Source organism: Pontiella desulfatans, assembly GCF_900890425.1.
GTDB lineage: Bacteria > Verrucomicrobiota > Kiritimatiellia > Kiritimatiellales > Pontiellaceae > Pontiella > Pontiella desulfatans.
This window is the reverse complement of record NZ_CAAHFG010000004.1, coordinates 21855-47419: the sequence shown is the minus strand read 5'-3', so window position 1 is coordinate 47419 and position 25565 is coordinate 21855. Positions and strand designations below refer to the sequence as shown.

13 protein-coding genes and 2 pseudogenes are annotated in these 25565 nt (G+C 56.7%); 12 read left to right on the top strand and 3 right to left on the bottom strand.

Annotation, left to right across the window (positions count from 1 at the left end; all coding sequences use genetic code 11):
- Positions 1–101: 101 nt before the first annotated feature.
- From E9954_RS32900 to E9954_RS25855, 5 genes are all read left to right on the top strand, one after another.
- On the top strand, positions 102–4814 hold the full coding sequence (locus tag E9954_RS32900; protein WP_187357969.1) for a hypothetical protein: 4713 nt from the start codon (positions 102–104) through the stop codon (positions 4812–4814).
- A 236-nt stretch (positions 4815–5050) separates the two neighbouring features.
- Complete coding sequence (locus E9954_RS25870; protein WP_136082201.1) at positions 5051–5962, top strand: PEP-CTERM sorting domain-containing protein; 912 nt, start codon at positions 5051–5053, stop codon at positions 5960–5962.
- Positions 5963–6149: 187 nt separating this feature from the next.
- The gene (locus E9954_RS25865; protein WP_136082200.1) at positions 6150–8822 is read left to right on the top strand and encodes an autotransporter outer membrane beta-barrel domain-containing protein; all 2673 of its coding nucleotides are present in this window, start codon (positions 6150–6152) and stop codon (positions 8820–8822) included.
- A gap of 58 nt (positions 8823–8880) precedes the next feature.
- Entirely contained in the window at positions 8881–10062 is a 1182-nt protein-coding gene (locus E9954_RS25860) for an alginate lyase family protein (protein ID WP_222847321.1), read from the top strand.
- A gap of 183 nt (positions 10063–10245) precedes the next feature.
- Positions 10246–12897: a hypothetical protein gene (locus E9954_RS25855; protein WP_136082199.1), complete on the top strand. Its 2652-nt coding sequence runs from the start codon at positions 10246–10248 to the stop codon at positions 12895–12897.
- 439 nt (positions 12898–13336) lie between these two features.
- On the opposite strand, the pseudogene E9954_RS33555 reads toward E9954_RS25855, so the two are convergent.
- The 3 genes and pseudogenes from E9954_RS33555 to E9954_RS25840 all read right to left on the bottom strand — a co-directional run.
- A pseudogene (locus E9954_RS33555) lies at positions 13337–13474 on the bottom strand (transposase); the annotation flags it as partial.
- Positions 13475–14345: 871 nt separating this feature from the next.
- Positions 14346–14699, bottom strand: a complete 354-nt coding sequence (locus E9954_RS25845) for a hypothetical protein (protein WP_136082197.1) — start codon at positions 14697–14699, stop codon at positions 14346–14348.
- A gap of 319 nt (positions 14700–15018) precedes the next feature.
- The gene (locus E9954_RS25840; RefSeq protein WP_136082196.1) at positions 15019–16389 is read right to left on the bottom strand and encodes an ATP-binding protein; all 1371 of its coding nucleotides are present in this window, start codon (positions 16387–16389) and stop codon (positions 15019–15021) included.
- 317 nt (positions 16390–16706) lie between these two features.
- Here E9954_RS25840 and E9954_RS25835 point away from each other — a divergent pair, with 317 nt between their 5' ends.
- From E9954_RS25835 to istB, 7 genes and pseudogenes are all read left to right on the top strand, one after another.
- A complete protein-coding gene (locus tag E9954_RS25835; RefSeq protein ID WP_222847320.1) occupies positions 16707–17219 on the top strand; it encodes a DUF4143 domain-containing protein in 513 nt (170 codons plus the stop codon).
- A gap of 255 nt (positions 17220–17474) precedes the next feature.
- Positions 17475–18266, top strand: coding sequence for a type IV toxin-antitoxin system AbiEi family antitoxin domain-containing protein (locus E9954_RS25830; RefSeq protein ID WP_136082194.1), 792 nt, complete (start codon positions 17475–17477; stop codon positions 18264–18266).
- Positions 18259–19170, top strand: coding sequence for a nucleotidyl transferase AbiEii/AbiGii toxin family protein (locus E9954_RS25825; RefSeq protein WP_136082193.1), 912 nt, complete (start codon positions 18259–18261; stop codon positions 19168–19170). The genes E9954_RS25830 and E9954_RS25825 overlap by 8 nt, the downstream gene beginning before the upstream one ends.
- A 727-nt stretch (positions 19171–19897) precedes the next feature.
- Positions 19898–21223, top strand: a pseudogene (gene ltrA, locus E9954_RS33390) (group II intron reverse transcriptase/maturase).
- Positions 21224–21616: 393 nt separating this feature from the next.
- Complete coding sequence (locus E9954_RS25815) at positions 21617–22777, top strand: Fic family protein (protein WP_136082192.1); 1161 nt, start codon at positions 21617–21619, stop codon at positions 22775–22777.
- Positions 22778–23279: 502 nt separating this feature from the next.
- Positions 23280–24770, top strand: coding sequence for an IS21 family transposase (istA, locus tag E9954_RS25810; RefSeq protein ID WP_136078865.1), 1491 nt, complete (start codon positions 23280–23282; stop codon positions 24768–24770).
- Complete coding sequence (gene istB, locus E9954_RS25805; RefSeq protein WP_136082191.1) at positions 24767–25549, top strand: IS21-like element helper ATPase IstB; 783 nt, start codon at positions 24767–24769, stop codon at positions 25547–25549. The genes istA and istB overlap by 4 nt, the downstream gene beginning before the upstream one ends.
- Positions 25550–25565 lie beyond the last annotated feature (16 nt).

Sequence of the window (25565 nt, the reverse complement as noted above, 5' to 3'; positions counted from 1 at the left end):
AGTCGTGCGGTGACGTGGGATAGTTATGAACGTGTGGGGCGTGCTATATTCTTTCATGCAGACCCAGCCCGTGAATGAAAAAAGAGAATCCAGGAGAAGCGATGCGAAAAATGATTTTGACGCTGACGTGCTGTTTGATGGCGGTGTGCGGATTTGCCCAACAGGCGGTGACAAGCCTGACGTTGATCAATGCGGACACCGATCTTCCGATGGCCGGATACGATCCGCTGGTCGATGGAACCTCGATTGATCTGGCTTCCTTGCCGACGCGCAACCTGAACATCCGGGCCAACACCGATCCCGATCCGGTCGGTAGTGTGGTATTGAACCTGTCCGGTGCGGAAACCCACACGCAAACCGAAACCGTCCAGCCCTATGCACTGAAGGGCGATACTTCGGGCGACTATGATGCATGGACCCCGTCCGTCGGCAGCTATTCCCTCACGGCGACCCCCTACACCGGGAGCGGCGCAAGCGGCACGGCCGGCATAGCGTTGACAATCCATTTTTCGGTAACCGACTCCGGCGGCACCACGCCGGTCGCCGAGGGGGTCTATCTGGAAGAGGGCGGTTTGGTGATCATGGAGATGGAGAATACGGAATCGCCGCTGGATCTTTGGGAGGAAAAAACCGCGCTGTCCGGCTATTCCGGCACGGGCTATCTAAAGTTTGACGGCAACACCTATGAATCCGGACCCGCCACCTCGCCGCTCGAATATCAATTCAAGATCAACCAAGGCGGGCTCTATTATCTGCACCTGCATTGCGCAAAAGAGACGCACGACGGCCGCACCGACGTGGCGAACGATTGCTATGTGCGCGTTGAAGGCGACTACGATGCGGGCCCCGCTCCGTGGGATAGCCATGGCGACAATGCATCGCTATCGTTGCTGCAGAGCGATACCAAATATTTCGGCGGGGCGGCGGATGCCTGGAAGTGGGAGAACGGCAAGGATTCTTCCGGCGGCAACGGCAATCTCGATCCGGGCGGCGATTCAAACAAGCGCGTTGCCGTGTATGATTTCAAGGCCGGGGAAACCTATACGCTGGTGGTTTCCGGCCGCTCGCGCTATTTCAGGATCAACCGCATCATGTTCCGCCACGAGCTGGTGGACGAAGCGACCGCCGAGAGCCTCAGCCAACCGGAGTCGGAAAGAAGTGACGCGTCCGCCGACTATACCTACGACGCGCTAACGGATTTCCCGTCCATCACGGGCGGCGAAGTGGACTATTACGAAGATGCGACCTATGATGCGTTGGCGATCGACGCATCGGTTGTGGCCGACCGCGAAAAGTTTGCGCGGGCCTCCCGCACGTTCGGCGGCGATTCCGGCACCTATCAGGTGCGTATCACCACGCTGACCGAGGAGGACGGCGAATCGACCTATCGTCTGCTGGTGAACGGCTCGGTTGTTGCGACCTACCAAAATCCATATATCGGCGAAGGTTCCGTGCTGAACATGGAGCCGAACCCGTATGTCTGGAACGATATCGCGCTGGAAAACGGCGACACCATTGCCATCGAGTCCGACACCCACACCAACGGGGAAATCGCGGAGGGCACCGGAACGGCCTGGTCGCGCGGGCGCTGGCGGACGATTGAACTCTTCTCGGGCACGCTGCGCACCCAGTTCAACAAGGCGTCCGACATCCTGATTGCCCAGTTTGATTCCAAACCGGATGCGGACGATATTATGGCGCAGGCGGCGCTGGGCTGCATGCTGGCGCATGAGGATCTGGCGGGCGTGGACTATTTCTGCGTGGCGGGCGCAATCGGCGAGCAGAGTGGCACCTTCATTGATTCCACCAGCCTGTTCGAACTCGCCTTCGGAACGGAAAACGTCAACTGGACGGACGCGAGCGCCGATTGGTCGGCTTCGGTAACGCGCGTCAAAGACAAGGTGCAACCCATCCTTGAAGCCGGAGGAAAAGCCTGGGTGCAAGAGGCCGGACAGTCCGACTTTACCGCCGACTGGGTCGCGGCGCTCCTTTCCGCAGGCGTGTCCGAAGCGCTTGTTCAGGAAAACGTGATCGTGGTGCAGCACAGCTCCTGGAACGAAGACCAGACCACGGACGCGGACCTGGCCTATGTGCAGGCGCAGACGACCTATCGGCAGATCGATGACGGCAACGTGGATTTCGGCGACTATTCAACCAAAGCGGACCGCGGCCCTGACACGCCGAAATATGTTTCGGAGGCGACCTCGTGGCTAAGCTCCGCCACCAGCGCGTCGAACCCCAACCCGCTGGCGCAGAGCCTGTGGGCGGAAGCGGACGCCATCATCGATGCCGCTGGTTTCAGCGCCACCTATTCCGTCATTCCGGACGGCGGGGTGGATTTTTCCGACTGTACGGAAAACTGGTGGATCTTCGATGTCGACGGCGCGGACAGTGTTTCCGGATTTTGGAGCCGCTACGTGACCTCGGCAACCTATTTCCCGCCGGCGGGCCGCCTGGCGATTGTCGCCGACGGCAATTCGGCCGACCCGGACGACATCGGCGCCACCGCCGTAATGTTCGGCATCCTGAACGGCGCCGGGTTGGAAGATCGGTTGGTCCATCTTTCACACTCGTGCGATCTGGTTCCAGGTTCGGGGGAAGGCCTGTTAATCAGCGAGGCCGACGAGCTGCGCCGCCAGGCCAAGCTCGACGCGCTGTGCGGGGAAGGAATCTCCTATTTCGGGCCGTTCGGAAACCTTTCGGATTATTACAACTGCCGCTCCAACCAAACGGAGGCCGTGGCCAACCTGACGGCGGCCATCGACGCTTCCAGCGCCGCCGATCCGCTGTGGATTATCGAAGCCGGGGAGCCGGATGTGATCGGCTATGCGCTGCAGGCCGCCGATCCAGCAAAGATTCCGTATGTGCACGTGGTGTCGCACCACCCGGCGAACGACGACAGCGGCGACTATTTTACCTGGCAGCAGATTCTCGATTTCGGGGTGACGGAACATCAGATCGGCGATCAGAATGTCGGGCTGAAGGTCTATATCGATACCGGGCTGTGGAACTGGGCCTATGAGCACGAGAATCCGGGAATCGCCTGGATTTGGGATCAGCTCAAGTATGCCGAACAGGATGGCGTGGTTTCGTTTCAGGACGACCGGTTCGACTGTTCCGATGCGGGCATGGTCTACTGGTGGATGACCGGCGCCGATGCCGGCGGCAACGCCAACTCCACCCCGACGGACATCAAGGAGATGATCCTCTATGGCGGAGTGGTGCCCGAGGTAACCACGGTGACGATGGACGAGCTGGGGTCGGCGCAGACCTGGACCACGGCGAGTATTTGGGACAACGATCTCGCGCCCTCCGCGCAATATGCGTACGTCGTTCCGGATACGGGCAACCTGAAAAGCCCGGACGGAACCGTTTCGTTTGCGGGCGGCTCCCTGACCGTAGAGGCCGGGGGCAAAGTGCAGTTCCGCGGTATGGAGGAAAACGGCGCCGCCACCACCATCAACAACCTGATCCTCTCCGGCGGAACCAGTGCCAAGCCGGTGAACCTCGCGGCCGGAACCGGGGCCAATACCGTCAATGTGCTTCGGGGATCGATCTTGAACCAAGGCTACACGGTCCTCTCCGGATATTGGAGCAGCACCGGGCCGCGCAGTATCCGCCTTTCGGCATCCATCGACGGCTTCGGAACCATTTATTCCACCGCGTCGAACGATTCCACCACGCACTCCGCCACCATCGACAATCCCGCCAATACGTTCTCCGGTGTTTGGAAAAGCCACCGCGGTACGCTCGTCTTCGAAAATGCGGGGGCGGTTGGTTCGGCGGATATCGAAGTGCTCGGCAGCGGCAAGCTTCGGATTCTGGGCAATTGGCTGACAGGGGCCACGTTGACGGTGGCCGACTCGGCAACCGCATCCGTCGATCTCGGAATCTATGCGTGGACGGTCTCCGGTTTGGAGTTCGGTGGAGTCGCCGTGGCCGCCGGCACGCATACGGCGGCCGAACTCAACGCATTGGGCGCCAACGTGGTCTTCACCGGCAGCGGAACGTTGACCGTTGCGGAGATCTCGATGATCAGCGGCGCGCTCTATGGCGAAACCGCCGACGCCAGCATCAAGGAAGACGGAACCGTCATCAACGGAACCACCTCTTCGTTGGTTGGAACGGGGGGATCGGATCCGTGGGTAGACCGGGCAACGGTGTTTGTCTTCCAGCTTCCGGATCTCGGAAACGCGGAAGATCCGTTCGTCAATGCTGCGTTCTCGTTCGACTATTTCGACAAGGATGGAACCCTTCGGAACACCGATCTCTACGGCCTCGGGGCACGTGGCGACTCCTCCGTGTTGGGCACCGACTACTATGGCCAGACCAACGCGCTCGACGCGACCGATGCGACGCTTATCCAGGCCAGCGTGTTGACCGACAGCACCGCGTTCGGAACCATCACCGCAGACGGTATCACCTTGACCGACTACCTGAACGCGCAATATGCCGGTGGCGTCGGTGCCGGGCACTATGTCTTCCTGCGCCTGAACAGCGCCGCTGGGAAAAACAGCATTCGCCGCGCCCACGTCACCATGTCCGAAGGTGGAGTGGAAGGGCCGCCCGATACGCGTCCGCAACTCAATTATCAGGCGCGGTTGGTCGGCGGCGGTGTGGTGGATCCGCCCTTGCTGGAGCACGGCATCAGTGGTGGCGATATCTCCTTTTCGTGGGTGGGTAGTGGCTTCAAGGTGCAGGTGCGAACCAGTTTGACGGAGGGCGGTTGGTCCGATGTGCCCGGCGGCGATACCCCGCCGTTTGATCTGAACCCGACCAACGGTGCGGGCTTCTATCGGTTGATCGAGCAGTGAGCCGGGATCGCACGCGGCTTCCCTCCGGCCTGCTCGGCCCGGTTCGGCTCGTTCAGGAAGTTGTTGTGCCTATTCCATAAGAGCGCCATTAGCCCGTAGCGCTGGCTTTTTTGATTCAACAATGTGAATAACCACGCCGTTGGCTTCGACCCGCCGTTTTATATATACCGTCCACCATGTGCTCGATCTTAGCGCGGTAGCGTGCTTCGAGTGGGGAAATAAAAACGGAGAAAAAAATGAAAAGAGCTCAGTGGGTTAAACTGCAATGCGTGGCAACCGTCCTTGCGGTCATTTGCGCTTCCATGGCAAGTGCCGACACGGTAAGCCAGGACACAGATCTTGGAAATTGGGATACGGCTTCCACCTGGAATCCGGACGGAGTTCCGACTGTGGGGAACGACTACACGACCTCCATGAAGTTGAGGGTCGGTTCCGCCGGCACGTTCAGCGGCGATTCGCTGACGATCGAATCTACGGGGCAATTGCAGCTGCGCAACACGTCCGGTACTTTCACGGTCGATGACCTGATTATGGCCGGCGGCGTCGTTTATGCGGGAACGGGTAATGAGGTTACCTTTGCGCTGGATGGCAATATGAATGTGACCGCCGACTCCAACCTTAACGGGTATTGGAACTCCACTTCCGGCGACGCCCGCAACCTGAACATCCTTTCAAAGGTGAGCGGCAGCTCCGATCTTGAAAGTTCTGCTTCGAACAACGGTTCCACGCACAAGCTCACCATTGCCAACGCCGCGAATGATTTTTCGGGCACTTGGATCAGCAACGTCGGCACGCTGGAATTCGCCAACGCGGGCGCTGTTGGTGCAGGGGATGTCAGAGTCAATGCCAACGGGAAACTGACGATTCTCGGCGACTGGGACGCGGAAGCGTCGCTCTATGTCGCCAACAGTGCAAATGCCCTTGTGAATGTCGGGGACTATGACTGGACGGTAGGCGAATTCAACCTCAATGGTGAAGGCCTATTGGCCAACGACACCTACACCGTGTCGGAGTTGAACGCCATGGCCGGCAACGCCGCCGTCTTTTCCGGTACGGGAACCATCACCGTGATTCCGGAACCGGCGACCCTGGGGCTGGTGGCCATGGTGGGCACGGCGGTCTTCTTCATCCGCCGTCTGTCCATCTAGTCCGCGAACGGTGCCCGGCACCGTTTCCTTTTGCAGGAAGAGCCGCCACCATGTGGCGGCTTTTCACTTTTACCCGATGTCCCTTATTCCCCATTGCCCGCCGATCTGGGGATGCCCATTTTGCTTTCAACAATGTGAACAGTCGTTGCGTTGGATTCGTATGCGACAGCGGGGTATGGTGTGTTGCATGAAATTGAACGGTTGCTTTGTTTACGCTTTGTTGTTTGCTCTCCTATCGGTCTCAATTGCGTCGGCCCGGATCTATGCGGGCGGGGTGTCCGGATGCGGAGATCTGGCGGTCGCGGCGAACTCGGATGACTACCGGGGGGACGGCGGAAATATTTTCATCCATTCCGTAGGTTGGACCGATCATACGACCGAGGCGGAAAAGGACGCTATCGTTTCGTTGTGGGCCGACCGCGCGTGGGGCATTGAAATGGGGCACACGACCTCCAACTACACCGCGCGCCAAAACGCCTATGTGAGCCGCTATCTGAGCCGGGGCATTGAAGCGGAATTCATTACCGTAAACTGCTTCTCAAGTTCGCGCGTTCCCGACGTGACCGATTGGGAGCTGACCATCCAGGCCTACTACGACAAGGGCGTCGATCCATCCACGCCGATCTATCCCACCTTCGAATACCAGAACATGGCGGCCTACTACACGCAGCTGCACAACAACTATGTTTCCGACCGCGCCGATTTCCAGCAGCTTATCGAAGCCTCGGGAGGGTTGACGATCGATATCCCGCCCCACGTCTATTTTTTACGCATCAACAACGCCAATCCCAACATTCAAAAATACCACGACTGGATTCTGGATGCGATCGGCTGGGCGCACAGCCAAGGCCATACGGTCGGCATCATCGTGTCGCCGAACAACAGCAAGGAAGAGTATGACGAAGAGACCGAGGCCTTTGTGCAGATTCTCCGGGATCACGATGCACTCCCCGATTTTTTCGTTGTTGAGAACTATTCCACCGAAGATCCTTCGACCTACGAGAACGAAGTCGGCAACGAAGACACGCCGCACCACCAGCTCGGTTGCGCCCGTCTGATGCAGACCGATTGGTTCCCTTCGGCGCCCGAGGACGAACTCTTCCGGCAGACGGTTGATTTGGGGAGCTGGAGCGAAAGTGCAACATGGAATTCGGACTGGGAGCCGCTCGCAAGTTGCGACTATGTCACCGATCTGCGCCTGCGCACGCCCGGTACGGACTCCGTCTTCGGCGGCCGATCATTGACGATCGAGAGCGGCGGGCAGCTTCAGGTGCGCACCACGGGCGGCGCAGTCGCTACCGCCACCAACCTGGTTATGGCGGGTGGAACCCTCTTTGCCGGGACGGGAGCCGACGTTACCAATATCCTCGATGGAACGGTCGAGATCCAAACGAACACGACGATCAGCGGCTACTGGAGCGACTCGGCCGGGGCGCGGAACCTGGAGATCCGTTCGGCGGTCAGTGGCGCCGGGGAGATTGCAAGCACGGCCTCGAACAGCTCTTCAACCCATGAGCTGATTGTCGGAAACGCCGCCAATACCTATGCCGGCAAATGGATCAGCAACGCCGGAACCCTTCTGTTCCGGAATGCCGGCGCGGTCGGCACGGCGGACATCGAAGTGAAGGCCAACGGCAAATTAAAAATCGAGGGAAACTGGAACCAGGCGTTTAACGGCGCGGCGCTGGCGGTCGCCGACAGTGCAGCGGCGTCGGTCGATATCGGCGGCTACGACTGGGTGGTCGCCCAACTTTCGTTCGGTTCGGTCGATGTTCCCGAAGGCACATATGCTGCGGCGGAACTCAACGCCATGGGCGCCAACGCCGTATTCACCGGCTCCGGTTCGGTTACGGTGGGGGCCGTTGTGCCCGTGGTCACGATGGATGTGCTCGGCTCGGCGCAAACCTGGACTACGGCGACCATCTGGGACAACGATCTCGCGCCGTCGGGCGAATACGCCTATGTCGTCCCCGCCACCGGCAATCTCACGAGTCCGGATGGCTCGTCCGTGTTCCCCGGCGATTCGCTCATCGTCGAGGGGGGCGGTAAGGTTCAATTCCGCGGAAAAGAGGAATACGGCGCCGCCACCACCATCAACAACCTGATCCTCTCCGGCGGAACCGAAGCTCAGCCGGTAAGCCTGGCCGCCGGAACCGGAATCAACACCGTCAACGTGTTGCAGGGCTCGGTCTTCAACGACGGCTACACCATCCTTTCCGGATATTGGAGCGATTCCGGCCCCCGCAATCTCCGGATCTCGGCGACCATCGGCGGAGATGGAACATTCTATTCCACGGCATCGAGCGCATCCACAACACACTCCGCCACGATCGACAATCCCGCGAACACCTTCTCCGGCCTATGGATGAGCAACCGCGGCACGCTCGTCTTCGAAAGCCCGGGTGCGGTCGGGGCGGCCTCGATCGAGGTGCTCGGTTCCGGCAAGCTCGAAATCCAGGGCAACTGGCAACCGACCAACGAGGTCTCGCTAACGGTTGCTGATTCTGCCGCCGCAGGGGTTGACCTTGGAGCCTACACCTGGTCGGTGCCCAACGTAACCATTGGCTCAACAGTCCTTGAAGATGGAACGTATTCCGTTTCAGAACTCAATGCTTTGGGTGGCGCGGTTTTCGCTGGAACGGGAACCCTCGTGGTCGGAACGCCGGTGCCGCCCATGCTGGAAACGGAATGGGGCGGGGGCGAGCTGACCTTCGCGTGGTCGGAAGGCGGCTACAGGTTGCAGTGCAACACCAACGGCCTCGCGTCCGGCGACTGGTTCGATGTTCCCGGCGGCGATACCTCGCCCGTCAGCGTTCTGCCGGAAGATGAACTCGGCTTCTTCCGCCTGATTGCGGAATAAGCCCCGTGCTGAAGGGTTGCGTTCAAAAGGTGTGGGATTTGGAGCAAGGGAGCCTACGATGAAGCATAACGACATGAAGGTGCAGCTATTAATCGTGGTTCTCGCAGGGTGCGTTCTCTCGGGCATTGGCGGAAAAACGGATTTCGACATCGTTGCGGTCGAAAAACCGCGGATCATGGAAAAGGCCGCGCGCTATATGAACGAAGCGCCGCGCACCTTGACCGCCGACCATTGCGAACGCAGCGAGGGCGGGATCCACGACTTTTATTCGGAAGGCGATTATTGGTGGCCGGATCCAAAAAATCCCGACGGGCCGTATGTCCGCCGTGATGGGCAAACCAACCCGGCGAACTTCATCGCCCACCGCCAGTCGATGATCCGGTTGAGCGATATGATCGGGACGTTGGTTTCGGCCTACCGGATTACGGGCGAGGAACGCTATGCGGACAAGGCGGTCGGGCATCTCAAGGCGTGGTTCGTGGATGATGCAACGCGGATGAATCCGTCGCTGCTGTATGGGCAGGCGATCAAGGGGTGCCACTCCGGGCGCAGCATCGGGGTGATCGACACCATCCATTTGGTCGAGGTGGCGCGCGGCGCAAAATTGCTGTGCGCCTCGCCTTCGTTTGCCAAGCAGGATCAGGCGGCGGTGAAGGCCTGGTTTTGCGACTATTTAAAGTGGCTGAACACGCATCCCTATGGGCTGAAGGAAAAGCAGCATCCGAACAACCACGGCGTCTGCTGGTCGCTGCAAGCCGCGGCGTTTGCGGATCTGGTGGGCGACGCGGAGCAACTGGAATGGATCCGCAACCAGTTCAAAACGGTTTACGTGGACGGGATGATGAACGCGGAGGGCGGTTTCCCGGCGGAACTGAAGCGCACCAAACCTTACGGTTATTCGCTTTTCGTGCTCGATGCGATGGCCGGCGTGGCCCAGCTGGCCTCCTCCGAAGACGATAACCTGTGGACGTTCCAGTTGGCGGATGGGCGGGGGATGAAACTGGGCGTCGGTTTCATGGCGCCCTATGTCCGGGATAAAAGCGCATGGCCCAAAGAGCCCGACGTGATGTATTGGGACGAGTGGCCCGTGCGCCATCCGTTCCTGCTCTTTGCAGGGAGCGAATACGCCGACGCATCCTATCTCGAAACCTGGAAGCGGTTCGAGGCTGATCCGCAAACCTACGAAGTGCTGCGCAATCTGCCCATCCGCCATCCGTTGCTGTGGGTCGATGCCCAATAATCCGGCAACCGTGAAGCCGCTTCGGTTTCAAGCATGTGGGAAATCCAGGGTTCAACAATGTGAATAGGCATCCGGTTGTAAAAAAAACAGGCAACATGTAAACAGTGTCACATCCTATGAATAGCAGTTGTTTCATTTAATCCACAAACAGGAGGTAGGAAGATGAAGGGTACAGGTAGAATAATGGTTCGAAGCATGATTGCGGGGATGGCGCTGGCGACCGCCGTGCAGGCCGATGTGGTGACCCAGCTGGTGAATCTGGCCGAATGGGACGAAGGCTCCACCTGGAGTTCGGGCATTGCCCCGACCAATGGAAACGACTACACGAGCACCCTGTGGTTACGGGTGTCCGACGCGAGCTCCGCATTTGGCGGGGATTCGTTTACGCTCCTAACCGGCTCCCAGCTGCAATTGCGGGATTCGGTCAACACGTTCGTTGTTCCAAACCTGGTCATGGACGGGGGCGCTGTCTATGCCGGAACCGGGGCCAACATTACCTTTGCGCTGGATGGAACGATTGATGTGGTTTCCGACTCGGCGTTTACCTGCTGGTGGGGAACCCAGGGCACAACGGGCCCCCGCAACTTGCGGATCCTTTCGGAAATCAGTGGTTCCGGAGACCTCTCGACGAGCGCGTCTTCCGCCAGCACCACGCACTTTGTTGCAATTGAAAATACGGACAACAGCGGATACAGCGGCGACTGGACGGCGACGCGCGGTACATTCATTTTCGCGACGGGCGGATCGGTCGGCACGGGCAGCATTGCAATCAATGCCGGTGCGGGCCTAACGATCGGCGGCGATTGGGATCAGTCAGCCGCAGGTGCGACGCTCTCCATCGGCGACAGCGGAGCCTCGGAAATCAACCTGAGCAATTCCAACTGGAAGGTTGAAAGCATGACGTTCGGCGGCGCTGGCGTTCCGCCGGGAACCTATACCGCCGCGGAACTCAACACCTTCGGCGATACGGTATTTGTCAACGGCGGCACCATCGAGGTCGTCACCGGCCCCGCACCGCCCGGGGATGTCTACTTTGTTTCCGATAAGGTCAACTGGACGGATCCGACCGCATGGAGCGATGGAGTGGCGGCCACCAATATCAATAATTATTATGTCACCAACAACTACCTCTTCTCTCCGGTCAGTCCGGCCACGTTCCCGGGGAAATCGTTGACGATCCGCGGCGAGGGAACCCAGTTCCAGTTGAAGGTGACCGGCTCGGAAGTCATCTCGGTGGATAATTTGACCATGGACGGCGGCGTGCTGGTTGCCGGCACGGGAAACGATGTGGAAAGCAAGATCGATGGCGAAATCAATGTAATCTCCGATTCGCGATTCCAGGGCTATATGTCCAGTGAAGGCGTAACCCGCGACCTGCGCGTGCTCTCCAAAGTCTACAACACCGAGCCGGATGTTGAGGTGGAAATGTACTACAGCAATACCGAATCGACGCATACCATCTACATCGACAACGCCGTGAACGAGTTTTCCGGCACGTGGGTGGTCTACTGCGGCACCAACGAGTTCGCCAATGCCGGTGCGGTCGGAACAGGCAGTATCGAAGTGCTGAACAACGGTAAGCTCCGCATTCTAGGCGATTGGAACCAATCCGAAGCCGGCGCATCGCTGACGGTCAACGACAGCGCCAACGCCAACGTTGACCTGGGCGGCTACGATTGGGCGGTCTCCAACCTGGTCTTCGGCGGTTCGTCCGTTGCAGCGGGCACCTATACCGCGACCGAACTCAACGCGCTCGGCGCCAACCCGGTTTTCTCCGGTAGCGGGACGCTCACGGTGGGAACCGTGGTCAATACGCTGGTTTACATGGATGTGCTTGCCTCGGCCCAGACCTGGACTTCGGCTACGATCTGGGATAACGACATGGCGCCAACCTCGGGATTCGATTATGTCGTACCTTCGACCGGCAACCTGAAGAGCCCGGATGGAAACGTTGCTTTCCAGGGCGACTCCCTTACCGTATTGGCTGGCGGCAAGGTGCAGGTGCGCGGCAAGGAAGACCTCGGTACGGTTACGACCATCGCCGACTTGCGGTTCTCGGGCGGCACCGGTTTCGGCACGTTGGAATTCCCGACCCTCGCATCGGGAACCGGAAATGTGGCGAACCAGATGGACGGCCATATCCTTAACAGTGGATATACGATGGTTTCCGGATACTATTCGGCTACCGCCACGCGGGGGTTGCGCATCTATTCGCAGATCGAAGGCGATGGCATATTCCGCACCACGGCCTCGAGTAGCTCCACGGAAACGACCGTGGTATTCGATGTCATGAGCCCGTCCAATACCTATTCCGGTGTCTGGCAGAGCCATCGTGGCATGTTGCGGTTCGAGAGCGGCGGAGCGGCCGGTCCCGCATCGATCGAAGTGTTCGCCGGTGCCGGCCTGACCATCGATGGCGACTGGAACGAATCCACCAACAACACCTCGCTGACCGTGGCCGACTCCGCCGGCACCGTCGTTGAGCTGGGCAGCAACACATGGATCATCGCCAACGTCACCGTCGGCACGAACCTGCTTGCGGAAGCCGAATATACCGTGGCGGAACTCAACAGCTACTTAACAAACCCGGCGTTCACCGGCACGACCGGAAAGATCAAGGTCGGCGTGGAAGGCGATGTGCCGAATCCGCCCACCCTCGAGGGCGAAATGAACGGCGGCGATATAACCTTCACTTGGACAGACTCCCGCTTCAAGCTGCAGTCGCGGCCGCAACTCACGTTTGGCGATTGGGTCGATGTTCCAGGCGGGGTCTCGAGCCCGTTCATCGTTCCCGCAACGAACGATGTTGAATTCCTGCGGTTAATAGAAAAATAAGCCCACGTCCGCGTAAAAAAAGAGCAGGCGCCGCGATGCGGCGCCTGCTTGTTTTTCAGATGCTGAACGGCGAGACGGTTGCTGATGATGTTCGCCGGGGCAGGTTCAGGCAGCTTCGCGGTAGTAGTAGGAAATGATTCCGCCCAGCCGCTGTTCTAGCTTAATCTCCCCTTTGTCGGTCGGTGTGAAGTCTGGGCGAAGAACCGTGTTTCCGATATCCACTCCCTGATGCGTCCGTTGATCGTTGTAATAAGCCAACCACTAATCAAGTTACTCAAGACCCACGCAGAAAAAAGTGGTTCAGGCACTCCCTTTTCGTTTTGCCCTCGTAACATTCACAATAGGAATTCGCCCAGGGAAAACGCGCCGGCGTTCGGCATATTTTGGTTCCAGAATTCTTCCAAGCCCGATCAAATTTGGTTGTTCAGGGAAGTGCGTCTCAGAGATCCCGTCGCGTTGCCAGATGAGGTAGGTCGTAGATCTGCAGATGGAGGCATTCGTCGTCGCGGTAGCCGTAGGCCTGTCGCATCAGCCATCCGATCTTGTGGTTGAATCCCTCGTCGCTTGCGTTGGTGAATGATCCGTGCCGCCAGTCCGAGGATTCCTTCGATGTGCCTGTTGTTGGTTTTGGTCAACGTTTTCAGGCATGCAATGCCTGAGGTCACGGCCTTGTCGCACCAAGTTTAACGGCCAGTCGGGCCGTGGTGCTGTCGTACGTCATGGAGTAGATATTGCGCAAGGCCTCCTTCAGCATCCAGGCTGTGCTTCTCCCTCCTTGACCCCGCACTCCGCTCACTTGATCCGCCGGATACCGACACGCAGAACCGTTTTTTTAAATCGATGCAAAGACCACGGATGGCGCGGGTTCTTCACGTTTCGGCAAACGACTTGTCGCGGGAGCGATCCTTCGGGCACTTATACGTGATTCTGCTTGATCTCCTTTTCAATGCCGGGCGACGGGCAGGCATCCTTCCTTCGAAAGAAATGATCTGTTTCCGCCAGGCCGACCGCCTCAACACGCACTTCCGTTATGAGGCGTTTTTCAACCCAATGATATATAGTGGGACTCCCTGGTAACATTGGGCGAAGCGCGGTTTTTATCCCTCGGAAAAAGTTCCCGTTTGTGGTCAGTTTTGTCTAAAATGGCCCTAACGCTATCAAAACCAAGCCGAAAACCGAAAATATGCAGAATAGCCAATGAAAAAAGGGCTTTCGCATAATACGAAAGCCCCTAGAATGGCGAGGATGACGAGACTCGAACTCGCAACCTCCAGCGTGACAGGCATTCATCACTATTTTAAGCAGTTTACAAGGCGTCTCATTTAGTTTCTATATCAACCTTGTAACTAGCATGATACATAAATTATTTTGGATGTCAAGTGAGGTTGGAATTAGTTGAAACAGGGTGGTTGTTTGTGGACGAAACCCGAACTTTCCCCCGAACTCTTTTAGCGCCACGGTCCGCCGGGTTCCCAATTTGATTCGAAGGGTGTGTTGCCAATCTGAACTTCAACCATGGGACGGAAAAAAGTCTGCAATCGGGCGACTACCTCCTCAAATTGGTTTGGTGCGATATTCTGAATACCCTGCTTTCGCAGGAAGGCCGTCCATTGCGTTTGTTTCCCGGCGGTTCGGGCAAAGCGCACGCTGAAAAAATCATCCTCCACCTTCGCCAGGGTGGTAAGCGAAGGAAAAGATGCGGAGAAGGGCAGTGGTTGTTTTTGGAAGCATTCGGCAGCTGACTCTGCGTATGCAGAACCCTTTTCATGATCCGCGGGCATGGGGTATTTACCTGCATCCAAGGCGTGATCATTAATTTATAGGACGGACACCTTTTCGGACACCTTTTCTGTTTAGAAAAAAGTTGGAGAAATTTTCAGGTGTTTTTTGGCTGCCTGTTTCGCAAGAGGTCTCTGCTGGTTACGTTGACGCCTGATGGCAAAAGAAAATACTGTAAGATTATCCTTCAGCAGTAGATTGACTCCAAAAAGAAACTGACTCTTGGCGAGAAGTAAACCCATCGCTGGAAGGCAAGATTCAGAAACCCTGAAGCATCATTTTATAGGATGGACACCTTTCCCTTGCTGACTGGTAAAACCGACGGGATTTTTCAAATATCTTTTACTGCGGTAAGGAGCGTTCAATTGCCGAGGAGAGAGTTTCGGTCATGGTTAGTGGAAGGGAGACCAGGCGATAGCGGACTTGCTCGCCGGTTGTTGTGCGAACGTCCAGGTCTTGAACCGAGGGAGGATTGGTGTCCAGCCGTACAGCGAGAGGCAGTTGCTTGTTCTGCATGAATGCATGCAATGATTTCATCGAACCGGCGCTACCCGCTTTTACCTCGATTGGAATGATGTGCGGGCCATGCTGGTAGATAAAGTCGAGTTCCCCCTGCCGTCCGCCGGTTCGCTGCCAATAGAACAGTCGCGGCTCTTCCCAGGGTTTGAACAGGCAGCGGAGATGCTGGCCGACGAACTGTTCTGCCAGCCCCCCTTTGTTGGCCCAAACGGTTTGGTTCAGGTTGCGAGCTTCCAATCTGGACAGTCCCAGTTGAGCGGTGCTGATTCCAATGTCGACCATCATCATTTTAAAGAGGCGGGGATTGCCTTCGGCTCCGAGGGGGAGTCCGTTGGCTGCGGTGTGCTCAATGCGATGGCAGACTCGTGCCAGCGTCAGCATTTCGACGGCCTGTTTGAGATTGCGGTGGCCGGAATCCGCGTCCACATGATTGTACACAAAGTTGCTTCCCATTTGTTTGGGAACCGCATCCATGACACGACGTAGCAGATCGGCGGGAACGCGCTTTCTGTATTTGTTAAAGTCATCCCGGTAGGCGGCAATCAGATCCTGCTGGAGCTGCAACCGCCGGTCGTCATTCCGAACCTCCACCCATGCCGCCATGATTTCCGGAAGTCCGCCCGTAATACAGTATTCAGAGAAGAGCTCCAGCGACCGTTCATGCAGACGGGGGGAGAGGGTTCCGGTGTTGCTGGCCGTGCACAGCGTCTTGCGCAGTTTTTCATTGCCCGATGCGTCAAGGAACTCAAAAAAAGATAGCGGCTCAACATGGCAGTACATGATCCGTCCGACCGGCATGCTGAAGTCATGTTCTTTCAATGTGAAGTCCAGCAGGGAGCCGGCGGCAACCACCGGGAGTTCCGGCATCTCTTCACGAAACCACCGCAAGGATGCCAGCAGTGCAGGGGCGGCCTGAATCTCGTCCAGAAACAGGATGGCATTGTCGGGATGGATATCCAGACCAAGATCCGCTTCCAGATCGGAGATGATCCGGGCGGGGTCGTTGGATAAAAAGTGCTCTGCAAGTTCAGGTTGTTTTTCGAAGTTCAGTTCGATAAGTGCCCGGGAGCTTGTTTTTGCCAGGTCGCGAACCAGCCAGGTCTTTCCCACCTGCCGTGCGCCGCGCATGACCAAGGGTTTGCGGCTCGGGTTGGCAAGCCAGTCCTTGAGAAATATGGATACAGACCGTTTCATCGGGAAGTTCTCCTATGTGATATTGCGGGTATTATGGTGTTGTAATTTACTCTTCATGTCAATTACAACGCGTTGTTTTGTGCAAAAAATGCCAGAAAAAACGGGATGATTGAGTTATCGGTATCATAACCTACCGATGGAAGGCATGATTGGTAGCCCTAAATCATCATTTTACAGGTTCCTTTTTGTCAGGCGACCGCTTTTAAGCAGTTCTTTATGTCATTTGTTCTGAAGAAGAGAGCGAGCGATTCGATACCTGTTTAGGAGACCTCCATTATCTAGGGGCAACGCGACCCATCGGCCATTTTTTGCGGCAAGTGACCGCTTCTCATTGCTCGGGGGTTCCGCTTGCGGCAGAGGCCTCGGATGAGGTCTACAAACTGATCTTCATGGATGTCGGTATTGTCAATTACCTGTGCGGCGGACAGTGGAAGGACATATCGGAGGCAACTGCGCAGGTACTGGTGAATGAAGGCCCGCTGGCGGAACAGTTTGTGGGTCAGCATTTGGCCTATTTGGATCGAGGCAGGCCACAGCTCAATTACTGGCTGAGGGAAGGGCGGGCCAACAATGCCGAGGTCGACTATGTCATCTCGCAGGGAACACATATTATGCCCATTGAAGTGAAGGCCGGAGCCAGCGGGTCACTGAAATCGCTTCAGCAGTTTATGTTGGAAAAAGGGAGTGAGCAGGCCATCCGCTTTGACTTGAATCCACCATCAAAAATGATGGTAGACGTCAAGGCGCGATCCGGGGACTCGGTTGAAGAAGTCCGATTCGAACTGCTATCGCTCCCGCTCTATGCCGTAGAGGCTCTGCCATTGCCGTAGCGCGAACGCTGAGCGCAGCGATATATATTTGAAAGCCTCTGGTAAATCTTTAATGGGAAGCGCCGACGTTGCCAAGGTGACAGGCGAAGGAAAAGATACGGAGATGGGCAGTGGCTGTTATGGAAGCTTTAGCACCATTCAGGACTGGTAGCTTTTCTTTTGTGATCATTCTTAGGTATATTAGCGGTCTATTAGTACTCCAGGGTGATATTATATAAACCAAAGGATTGACAGCGGTTTGTTTTTTAATTAGTTATGCGAATCATGAGTTCGCATAAAATAAGCAAAGTAAACCAGATGCTGCAAAATCTGGTTCCGGGCACCGTGCTTACGCCAGCTTGGCTGGCAGACCAAGGAGTCTCGAAGGATTTGGCCCGGCGATATGTCGCTTCGGGATGGCTGGAGCGGGTCGGGCGCGGCGCCTATATGCGCACGGGGGATAGCGTCGATTGGCAGGGTGCGGTCCACACCCTCCAAAGCCAGCTTGGATTGACTGTCCATGTTGCAGGGTTAAGTGCGTTGCAACTCAAAGGTCTAGGCCATTACCTCTCGATGGGAGAGCAGGATTCCATTCTGCTGTTCAGCGATGGTTCCGAACGGCTTCCGACCTGGTTTACCGTCAAGGACTGGGGAGTTGAAATCGTGCATCGTTGCGCCCATCTGTTTGATTCGTCCGGGAATCTGCCCTGGGCATCGGTTGAGCACAAGGGGTTCCGGATCAGGGTATCCCCGCCTGAAAGGGCGGCTTTCGAGATGCTCTATTGCATCGCCGACAATGCGGCATTCGATCATACCCGCACCGTATTTGAAGGACTCGGATCGTTGCGCCCGCAGGAGGTTCAGAAACTGCTGGAGGCCTGCCGGTCCGTGCGGGTCAAACGGCTGTTTCTTTGGATGGCGAAAGATTGCGCGCATCCCTGGCTTAAATATATTGATCCGGATCCGGTGGATCTGGGCAGTGGAAAGCGCGTGGTTTACGAAGGGGGCGAACTGGACGGCGAACTGTTGATCACCGTGCCGCGCCGAAAAGAGGACGCCGATGTTTAACCGGACCTATGTCAAGCAGGTGGAGCTTCTGCTGCAGGTTTTGCCTTTACTTCAAAAGCATGGTTGTTTCGCGTTGAAGGGCGGAACCGCCATGAATCTTTTTGTTCAGGATATGCCGCGTCTGTCGGTGGATATCGATTTGGCCTACCTGCCACTCGTTCCACGCGAAGATGCGCTGGCCGGGATTTCAGGCGCGTTGGAACAACTTGCCGTTGAGATAGAGGCGGAGCTGCCGGGAACCACGGTTCAGGGTCAGCCGGTGGCCGGAGTGACGGGGCGGCTGGTTGTGAATGCCGTGAATGCCCAGATCAAGGTTGAACCGAACTTTGTGTTTCGCGGGGCTCTGTTTCCGCCGGAAACGCGTACCCTTTGTGCTTCCGCCCAGGCGGAATTCGAACGGTTTGTTGAGAGCCGCATTCTTTCCGAGGCGGATCTGTATGGCGGCAAGATTTGTGCCGCCCTCGACCGGCAGCATCCGCGCGATCTGTTCGATGTCCACCTCATGTTTCGCGACCCGGGGTTGACCGATGATATCCGTTCGGCCTTTACGGTCTATCTGGCCGGGCATCCCCGCCCGATGGCGGAATTACTCAACCCGAATGAACAGCCTCTGGCAACGATCTATGCGGCCCAGTTCGCAGGAATGGCGCGTGAGCCCGTTTCTGTTGAGACGCTCGTCGAGACGCGCCGCCGTCTGGTCAGGGAGCTGAATGACCGGCTAACCGAAAACGAACGGCTTTTCCTGCTGTCGATCAAGATGGGCGCACCCGAATGGAACCGGCTTCCGATCGAACATCTTGAACAGCTGCCGGCCTTGCAGTGGAAGTTGCGCAATATCGGAAACATGGAGAGTGCCAAGCACCGCCAAGCCGTTGACGAACTCAAGCGGGTTCTGCGACTCTGACCCAAACGCTTATATATTCCTGCGGCATCCACGTGGCAGGCGAAGGAAAGATACGGAGATGGGCGGTAGTTGTTTTGGAAGCTTTATGACGGCTGATTCTGCGCATGCAAAACCCCTTTGCATGGCCCACGGGCATCAGGGTTTTTGTTTGCCGACGAGGCTTGATCATTAATTTATAGGGTGACCCGGCAATGGTTACCAATCGAGGAGGAGTCCAGCCATGCTGGATAAGCCTCTCTGGGTAAGGAGTAGTCATCCACCCAGTAGTGGAATGACTGAATTTGGCCTCTGGGCTGAAGAAGGAAAGGAAATGAGTTCAGCGAGGTGAAGGGTGTATGCCCTGAATCTGAAACACAGCTCCGAGAATAATGAAATTTTGGGAGGTGCCGATCCTCTCTATAAGGGCGCAGGCCATGCGGTGAGTGCGATAATGACCAGTACGAAACCGACACCCCGGAGTCCCAGACTGCATCGAGCTGAACAACGATGGATAATTAACCGGGCGAGCAACGTGCAAGGCTCTTGGGGAAGCGACCGCGAGGTCAGTACCCGAGTAGGTCGTTCGATATAATAAAGAGAGCGGCTCATGGCCGCGTTGCAAGTGATGGGGGGCGGAGGGCCGCAATGGCCTAGCGATGAAGCGACTAACCCTCGCTGAGCGAAGCCCCTCACGGTAGATCGACCGCAGAAGAAGAAACATGAATGTTATGCAAGGAACAGAATAATCATGGCAACCGATCTGACGCGGATAAGCGAAAAGGCCTGCAAGGATCCAACGCTGGTTTTTACCAGTCTGTATCATCATATCTGTGATGAGGATAACCTGCGGATCTGCTACGGAACACTGGGAGCGGACAAGGCTCCCGGAGTGGATGGCGTAACCAAGAGAGAATACGGGGAAAACCTCGATGGAAACCTTCGGGATCTTTCGGCGCGGCTCAAGCGGATGGGGTACCGTCCGGGGACGAAGCGGCGGAGTTATATTCCGAAGGCGGGGCAGGAGAAAGGTCGGCCGCTGGGGATCAGCAATTTTGAAGATAAGATTGTTGAACTGGCGGTTAAGCAAACGCTTGAGCCGATCTATGAGGCCGTATTTGAAGACAGCAGTTATGGATACCGGCCGGGATGCAATCCGCATCAATGTTTGGATGATCTCGGTCGTACGATCCAGCAAAAGAAAGTCAGCTACGTCGTTGAAGCGGATATTCGAAGCTTCTTCGACAAAGTGAACCAAGAGTGGTTGGTGAAATTCCTGCGGCACCGTATCGGCGATGAACGCGTGATCCGGCTCATCATTCGGATGCTCAAAAGCGGCATCCTGGAAGACGGGTTAGTAAGCGCGACCGACGAAGGCACGCCACAAGGATCGATCCTTTCGCCACTGCTGTCGAACATCTACCTGCACTACGTGTTGGATCTATAGTTCAGCAAACGGGTGCGCAGGCAATGCGACGGCGAAGCACATTATTTCCGCTTCGCCGACGATTTTCTTGCCTGCTTTCGGTACAAAGCCGATGCGGAGCAATTCTATCGTCAACTAAAAGAACGACTCGAAGAGTTCGGTCTAGAGTTGGCAGAGGAAAAGACGCACTGCATTGAGTTCGGGTGTTTCGCCCGGCAGGATGCACAGGCACGAGGCCATAAACCCTCAGGGTTTCCCTTCCTTGGTTTCACGCACTATTGCGGGAAAACCAAAAAAGGCTACTTCAAGGTAAAGCGTCGGACCAGTCGGAAAAAGTTCGGGCAAAGCCTGCACAATTTCAGCGACTGGGCCCGCATGGCCCGGCGTGTACTAAGAAAAGGAGAGATGATCCGTCAGGCCCGCATCCGCGTGATGGGGAATCTGAACTACTACGCCATAACGGACAACACCGATCTATGCAGTACCTATCTCTATCGCGCTACACAGATCCTGTTTAAATGGCTCAACCGCAAGAGCCAGCGCAAGGGGTACAACTGGGCACAGTTCAATCAGGTTTTAGACCTGCTGGACTGGCCGGTCGTGAGAGTCCGCAAAGACCTGAACCCGTTCCGTAGGGAGGAGGCATGCTGAAAGATACGCCGAGGAGCCGTATGTGGGAAAGCTGCTTGTCCGGTTCTGAGAGGGGTTGGGGTACAACGATAATAAGGAAGAGATCTTGTGGCACCGCCGCGAAAGCAGGCGGCAACAGAGAATACAAACATCGACCTAAGTTATCGGAGTCCCCATCCTACTCGAAGACTGAAGTAACCCCATTCTCTCACCCCATTCCGGGAAATCATGATCTGATACTAAAATCAGGATAAATCAATGGCTTTTCGCTAATCCAATAAATAGGATAACTTGGATTAATGTGTTTCCTTAATCCATGTTTTGGAATATGGCGAACCTGGCCTTGATCTTAATCTAACTAAGTGCATTATCTTGGATTAGTAGAATTTGTTAATCCAAGTTATGGAGTACGTCATGAAGAGAGATTTACAGGGCAGGTTTGTACCTGTTTCGACGGTAGGCGAAAAGGTGGAGGCTTTCCTGCCTTCGCCTTTGCCGCCCGATCCGCCGATTGACTGGACTCCCGAGCTGCGGGGAAAATTTGACAAGGCATTGCTGGCGCTTGGCCGCCTGGACAGTGTTTCCGTCCTGCTCCCGGAAACATCGCTGTTCATCTACACCTACATTCGGAAGGAGGCTGTTCTTTCCTCCCAAATCGAAGGTACTCAATCATCGCTTTCGGATCTGTTGCTTTTTGAACTCGAACAGCAACCGGGTGTCCCCATGGATGATGTTCAGGAGGTGAGCAACTATGTTACCGCGCTCAATCATGGTCTTGCCCGTTTGGAAGAGGGATTCCCGCTTTCGCTACGTTTGATCAGGGAGATGCACAACGAGCTGCTTTCAAAAGGGAGGGGGAGCGAAAAGCAGCCGGGCGAATTCCGGCGCAGCCAAAACTGGATTGGTGGAACCCGGCCGGGTAATGCTATTTTTGTTCCGCCTTCCCCTGAAAATGTGCAGGAGTGCATGGGCGCGCTTGAGCTTTTCCTGCACGACCAGCCCGCACATACCCCGACCTTGCTAAAGGCCGCCTTGGCCCATGTCCAGTTCGAGACGATCCATCCATTCCTCGATGGCAACGGAAGATTGGGGCGGTTGCTGATCACGTTGCTGCTGTGTGCTGACAAGGTGTTGAAGGCTCCCATGCTGTATTTGAGTCTATACTTTAAAACACACCGGCAACGCTATTACGATCTGCTGAACGAGATCCGCCAAACGGGCGATTGGGAAGCCTGGCTCGATTTTTTCGCCGATGCCGTAATCGAAACTGCCACCCAGGCGGTGGACACCGTCCAGCGGCTTTTGGCTCTGGCGGAAACAGATAGAAGACGAATACAGGAACTTGGCCGCATCTCCGGTTCGGTACAGGTAACGCACCATGCCATGATGGAGCGTCCCATTGCTTCGCCGGTATGGTTGAGGGATAAGACCGGCCTTTCTCTGACAACCATTGGAACCAGCCTTGAGCGACTCGAAGGACTGGGCATTGTCAAAGAACTGACCGGCCAGAAGCGGAATCGTCTTTATGCATATACGCAGTATATTTCCATCATGAATCAGGGGACTGAGCTTTAACCAGCTACTTTTTTCAATTCCAAAGAGGCTTTGGATTGCCGCTAAAAAATGCACATCCGTGAAGAGCCCTTTTTTCTCATCAAAACCCGAAGTTTCCCCCGCAGTTTTCAGCTTGTTTCACGTCAGGATTTCGACCACTTCCGCTACAAGATCGGGGTGTGAGTGCCATAGCTTGGCATCCATCCGGATCGATAGTGTTATTGATATCGGGCGGTATTCGGACCCGGTGCTGTATCGTCCTGTTTCTCCAGGCCTCGATCCAGCTTGTATCATGTTTCGGTGAAAACGGAGGAAGAACAAGGTCCCCGTTAAAAGAAACTCCTCTGAATATTCATTGCCGGGAGGAAGGCCTTGAGTGTAAACGCCGGTTGAAAAGTGCACCGGGCGGCGGGGCGGTCTAAAAGTGTAACACTCCAACTAAAACTTCCGGATTTCCGGACGGATCGGGCAACGTGGTTGCCTAACCGTTTCGGAACCGGGAGGTAAAGGAGTGTACATAGACATGCAATGGTGGACCGATATCAGACGAAAGGTGCTTGTTGAAGGCGTCAGCAAGCGACAGGTTAAGGCCGAGTACAGGATTCACACCAAGACGCTGGAGAAGATTCTGGCGCACCCCAAGCCTCCGGGATACCGGATGGCCCAGCCGAGGCCGAAGCCCATGATCGGGCCGTTTCTCGGTCGGATCGACGAGATTCTCCGGCAGGACCGGGAGTTGCCAAAAAAGCAACGGCATACGGCCAAGCGGATTTTTGATCGCCTGAAAGAGGAAGGATACACCGGCGGGTATACGCAGGTGAAAGATGCCGTGCGCAACGCCCGGGTGCGTCTGAAGGATGTCTACATTCCGCTGGCCCATCGGCCCGGAGAGGCGCAGATGGATTTCGGCTATGCCCTCGCTAAAATAAACGGCCAGCTTCGGAAGGTCGCATTTTTTGTGATGAGCCTGCCGTATTCGGATGCGGTTTATGTGCAGGCCTACGAAAAGATCTGCACGGAGGTTTTCTGGGATGGGCATGTGAGGGCCTTCACCTTTTTCGATGGCGTACCCTGCCGTATCAGCTACGACAACGAGCGGGTGATGGTGGCCAAGGTGATGAAGCGCCACCAACGCAAGCTCACCGACGGGTTCCTCCAGCTCCAGAGCCACTATCTGTTCAAGGAACACTTCTGCAACGTGGCCCGAGGTAACGAAAAGGGCGTGGTCGAATCGATGGTGCGCTATACTCGTTCCAACTTCATGGTTCCGGTGCCGGAGGTTCGTAGCTTTGATGAGCTCAACCGCATGCTTGAAGAGCGTTGCCGGGAGGAGCTTGGGCGTAAACTGCGGGGCAAGGACGGAACGAAGGGGCAGTTGCTGGCCGATGAGCGTGGCCGTTTTATTGATCTGCCGGTCGTGCCGTTCGAGTCCTGCCGGGTGCGAACCTGCACCGCCAGCTCCTTGTCGCTCGTGCGTTTCGACGGCAACGATTATTCGGTGCCCGTGCGCTACGCCCACTACGAAACGGTGGTCAAGGGCTATATCGACCGGATTGTGGTCTGCCGGGGCGATGAATGCATCGCCGAACATCCCCGGTTGTGGGGCAAGGCCGGCGTCCATTTCAACCCCGTGCACTATCTCGCACTGCTCGAACGCAAGCCCGGCGGGCTCGACCACGCCCGGCCATTGGAAGACTGGAAACTGCCATCCTGCTTTCGGGATCTGCGCAGCAGGCTGGAGGCCGATCTCGATGGCGAAGGAACCCGGGAGTACATCAAGGTGCTGCGTCTGCTCGAAAAGCATTCACCCAAGGAACTGGCCCGGGCCGTTGAGCAGGGGCTGCGTTGCGGGGCCTCCTCCCGAGACGCCATTGCCCAGTTCCTCATTCCCCGGCCGGAATGGCGATGCACCCGGTTCAACCTGGATGGACACGAGCATCTACGCCACGTGCAGGTCGCCAGCGCAGATGTGGCCGATTACAATCGCCTGCTCGGACAGGAGGTGGGCGCATGAGTGCACAGACCTCGTCACACGTACTGCTGGAGCACTACCTCAAAACGCTCAAGCTGCGAAGTATCCTGAGGGAGCACCGCAAGATGGCCTCGGTCTGCCCAGCCGAACGGGCCGATTACTCGACCTATTTGCTGCGGCTCATCGAACAGGAGATCCTCGACCGGGAACAACGGGCCGCCGAACGCCGACCCAAGTCCGCCCGTTTCCCCGTTGTGAAAACCCTCGACAGCTTCCGGTTCGAGGAGCAGCCCTCGATCAACCAGCCTTTGGTGAGGGAACTAGCCCATGGCGAGTTTATCAAGGAGCGGGAGAACGTGCTGCTGATCGGCAACAGCGGAACCGGAAAAACCCACCTCGCCACCGCCCTGGCCTTCGCCGCCTGCCAGATGGGCTTCAAGGTGCGGTTCTTCGGCGTCACCGCCCTGGTCACGCAGTTGCTCGAACGCCGGGAGGAAAGGCAGCTTGACCGGTTCTTCAAGCAACTCGAGCGCTCCGACCTGCTCGTTCTCGATGAACTCGGCTACGTTCCGTTCTCCAAAATGGGGGCCGAACTGCTCTTCGAGGTCGTCAGTCGGGCCTACGAGCGCACCAGCCTCGTGGTGACCACCAACCTGCCCTTCGAATCGTGGACGGAGGTGATGGGCTCCCAGCGGCTTACCGGAGCCTTGCTCGACCGCCTGACCCACCGGGTCCATATCCTCGAGGCCAATGGTGAAAGCTTCAGGTTGCAGGACTCATTGCGCCGCCGGGGACAGCGGCAGAAAACAAAGAAACCGTAGGAGCAATTGACACCCG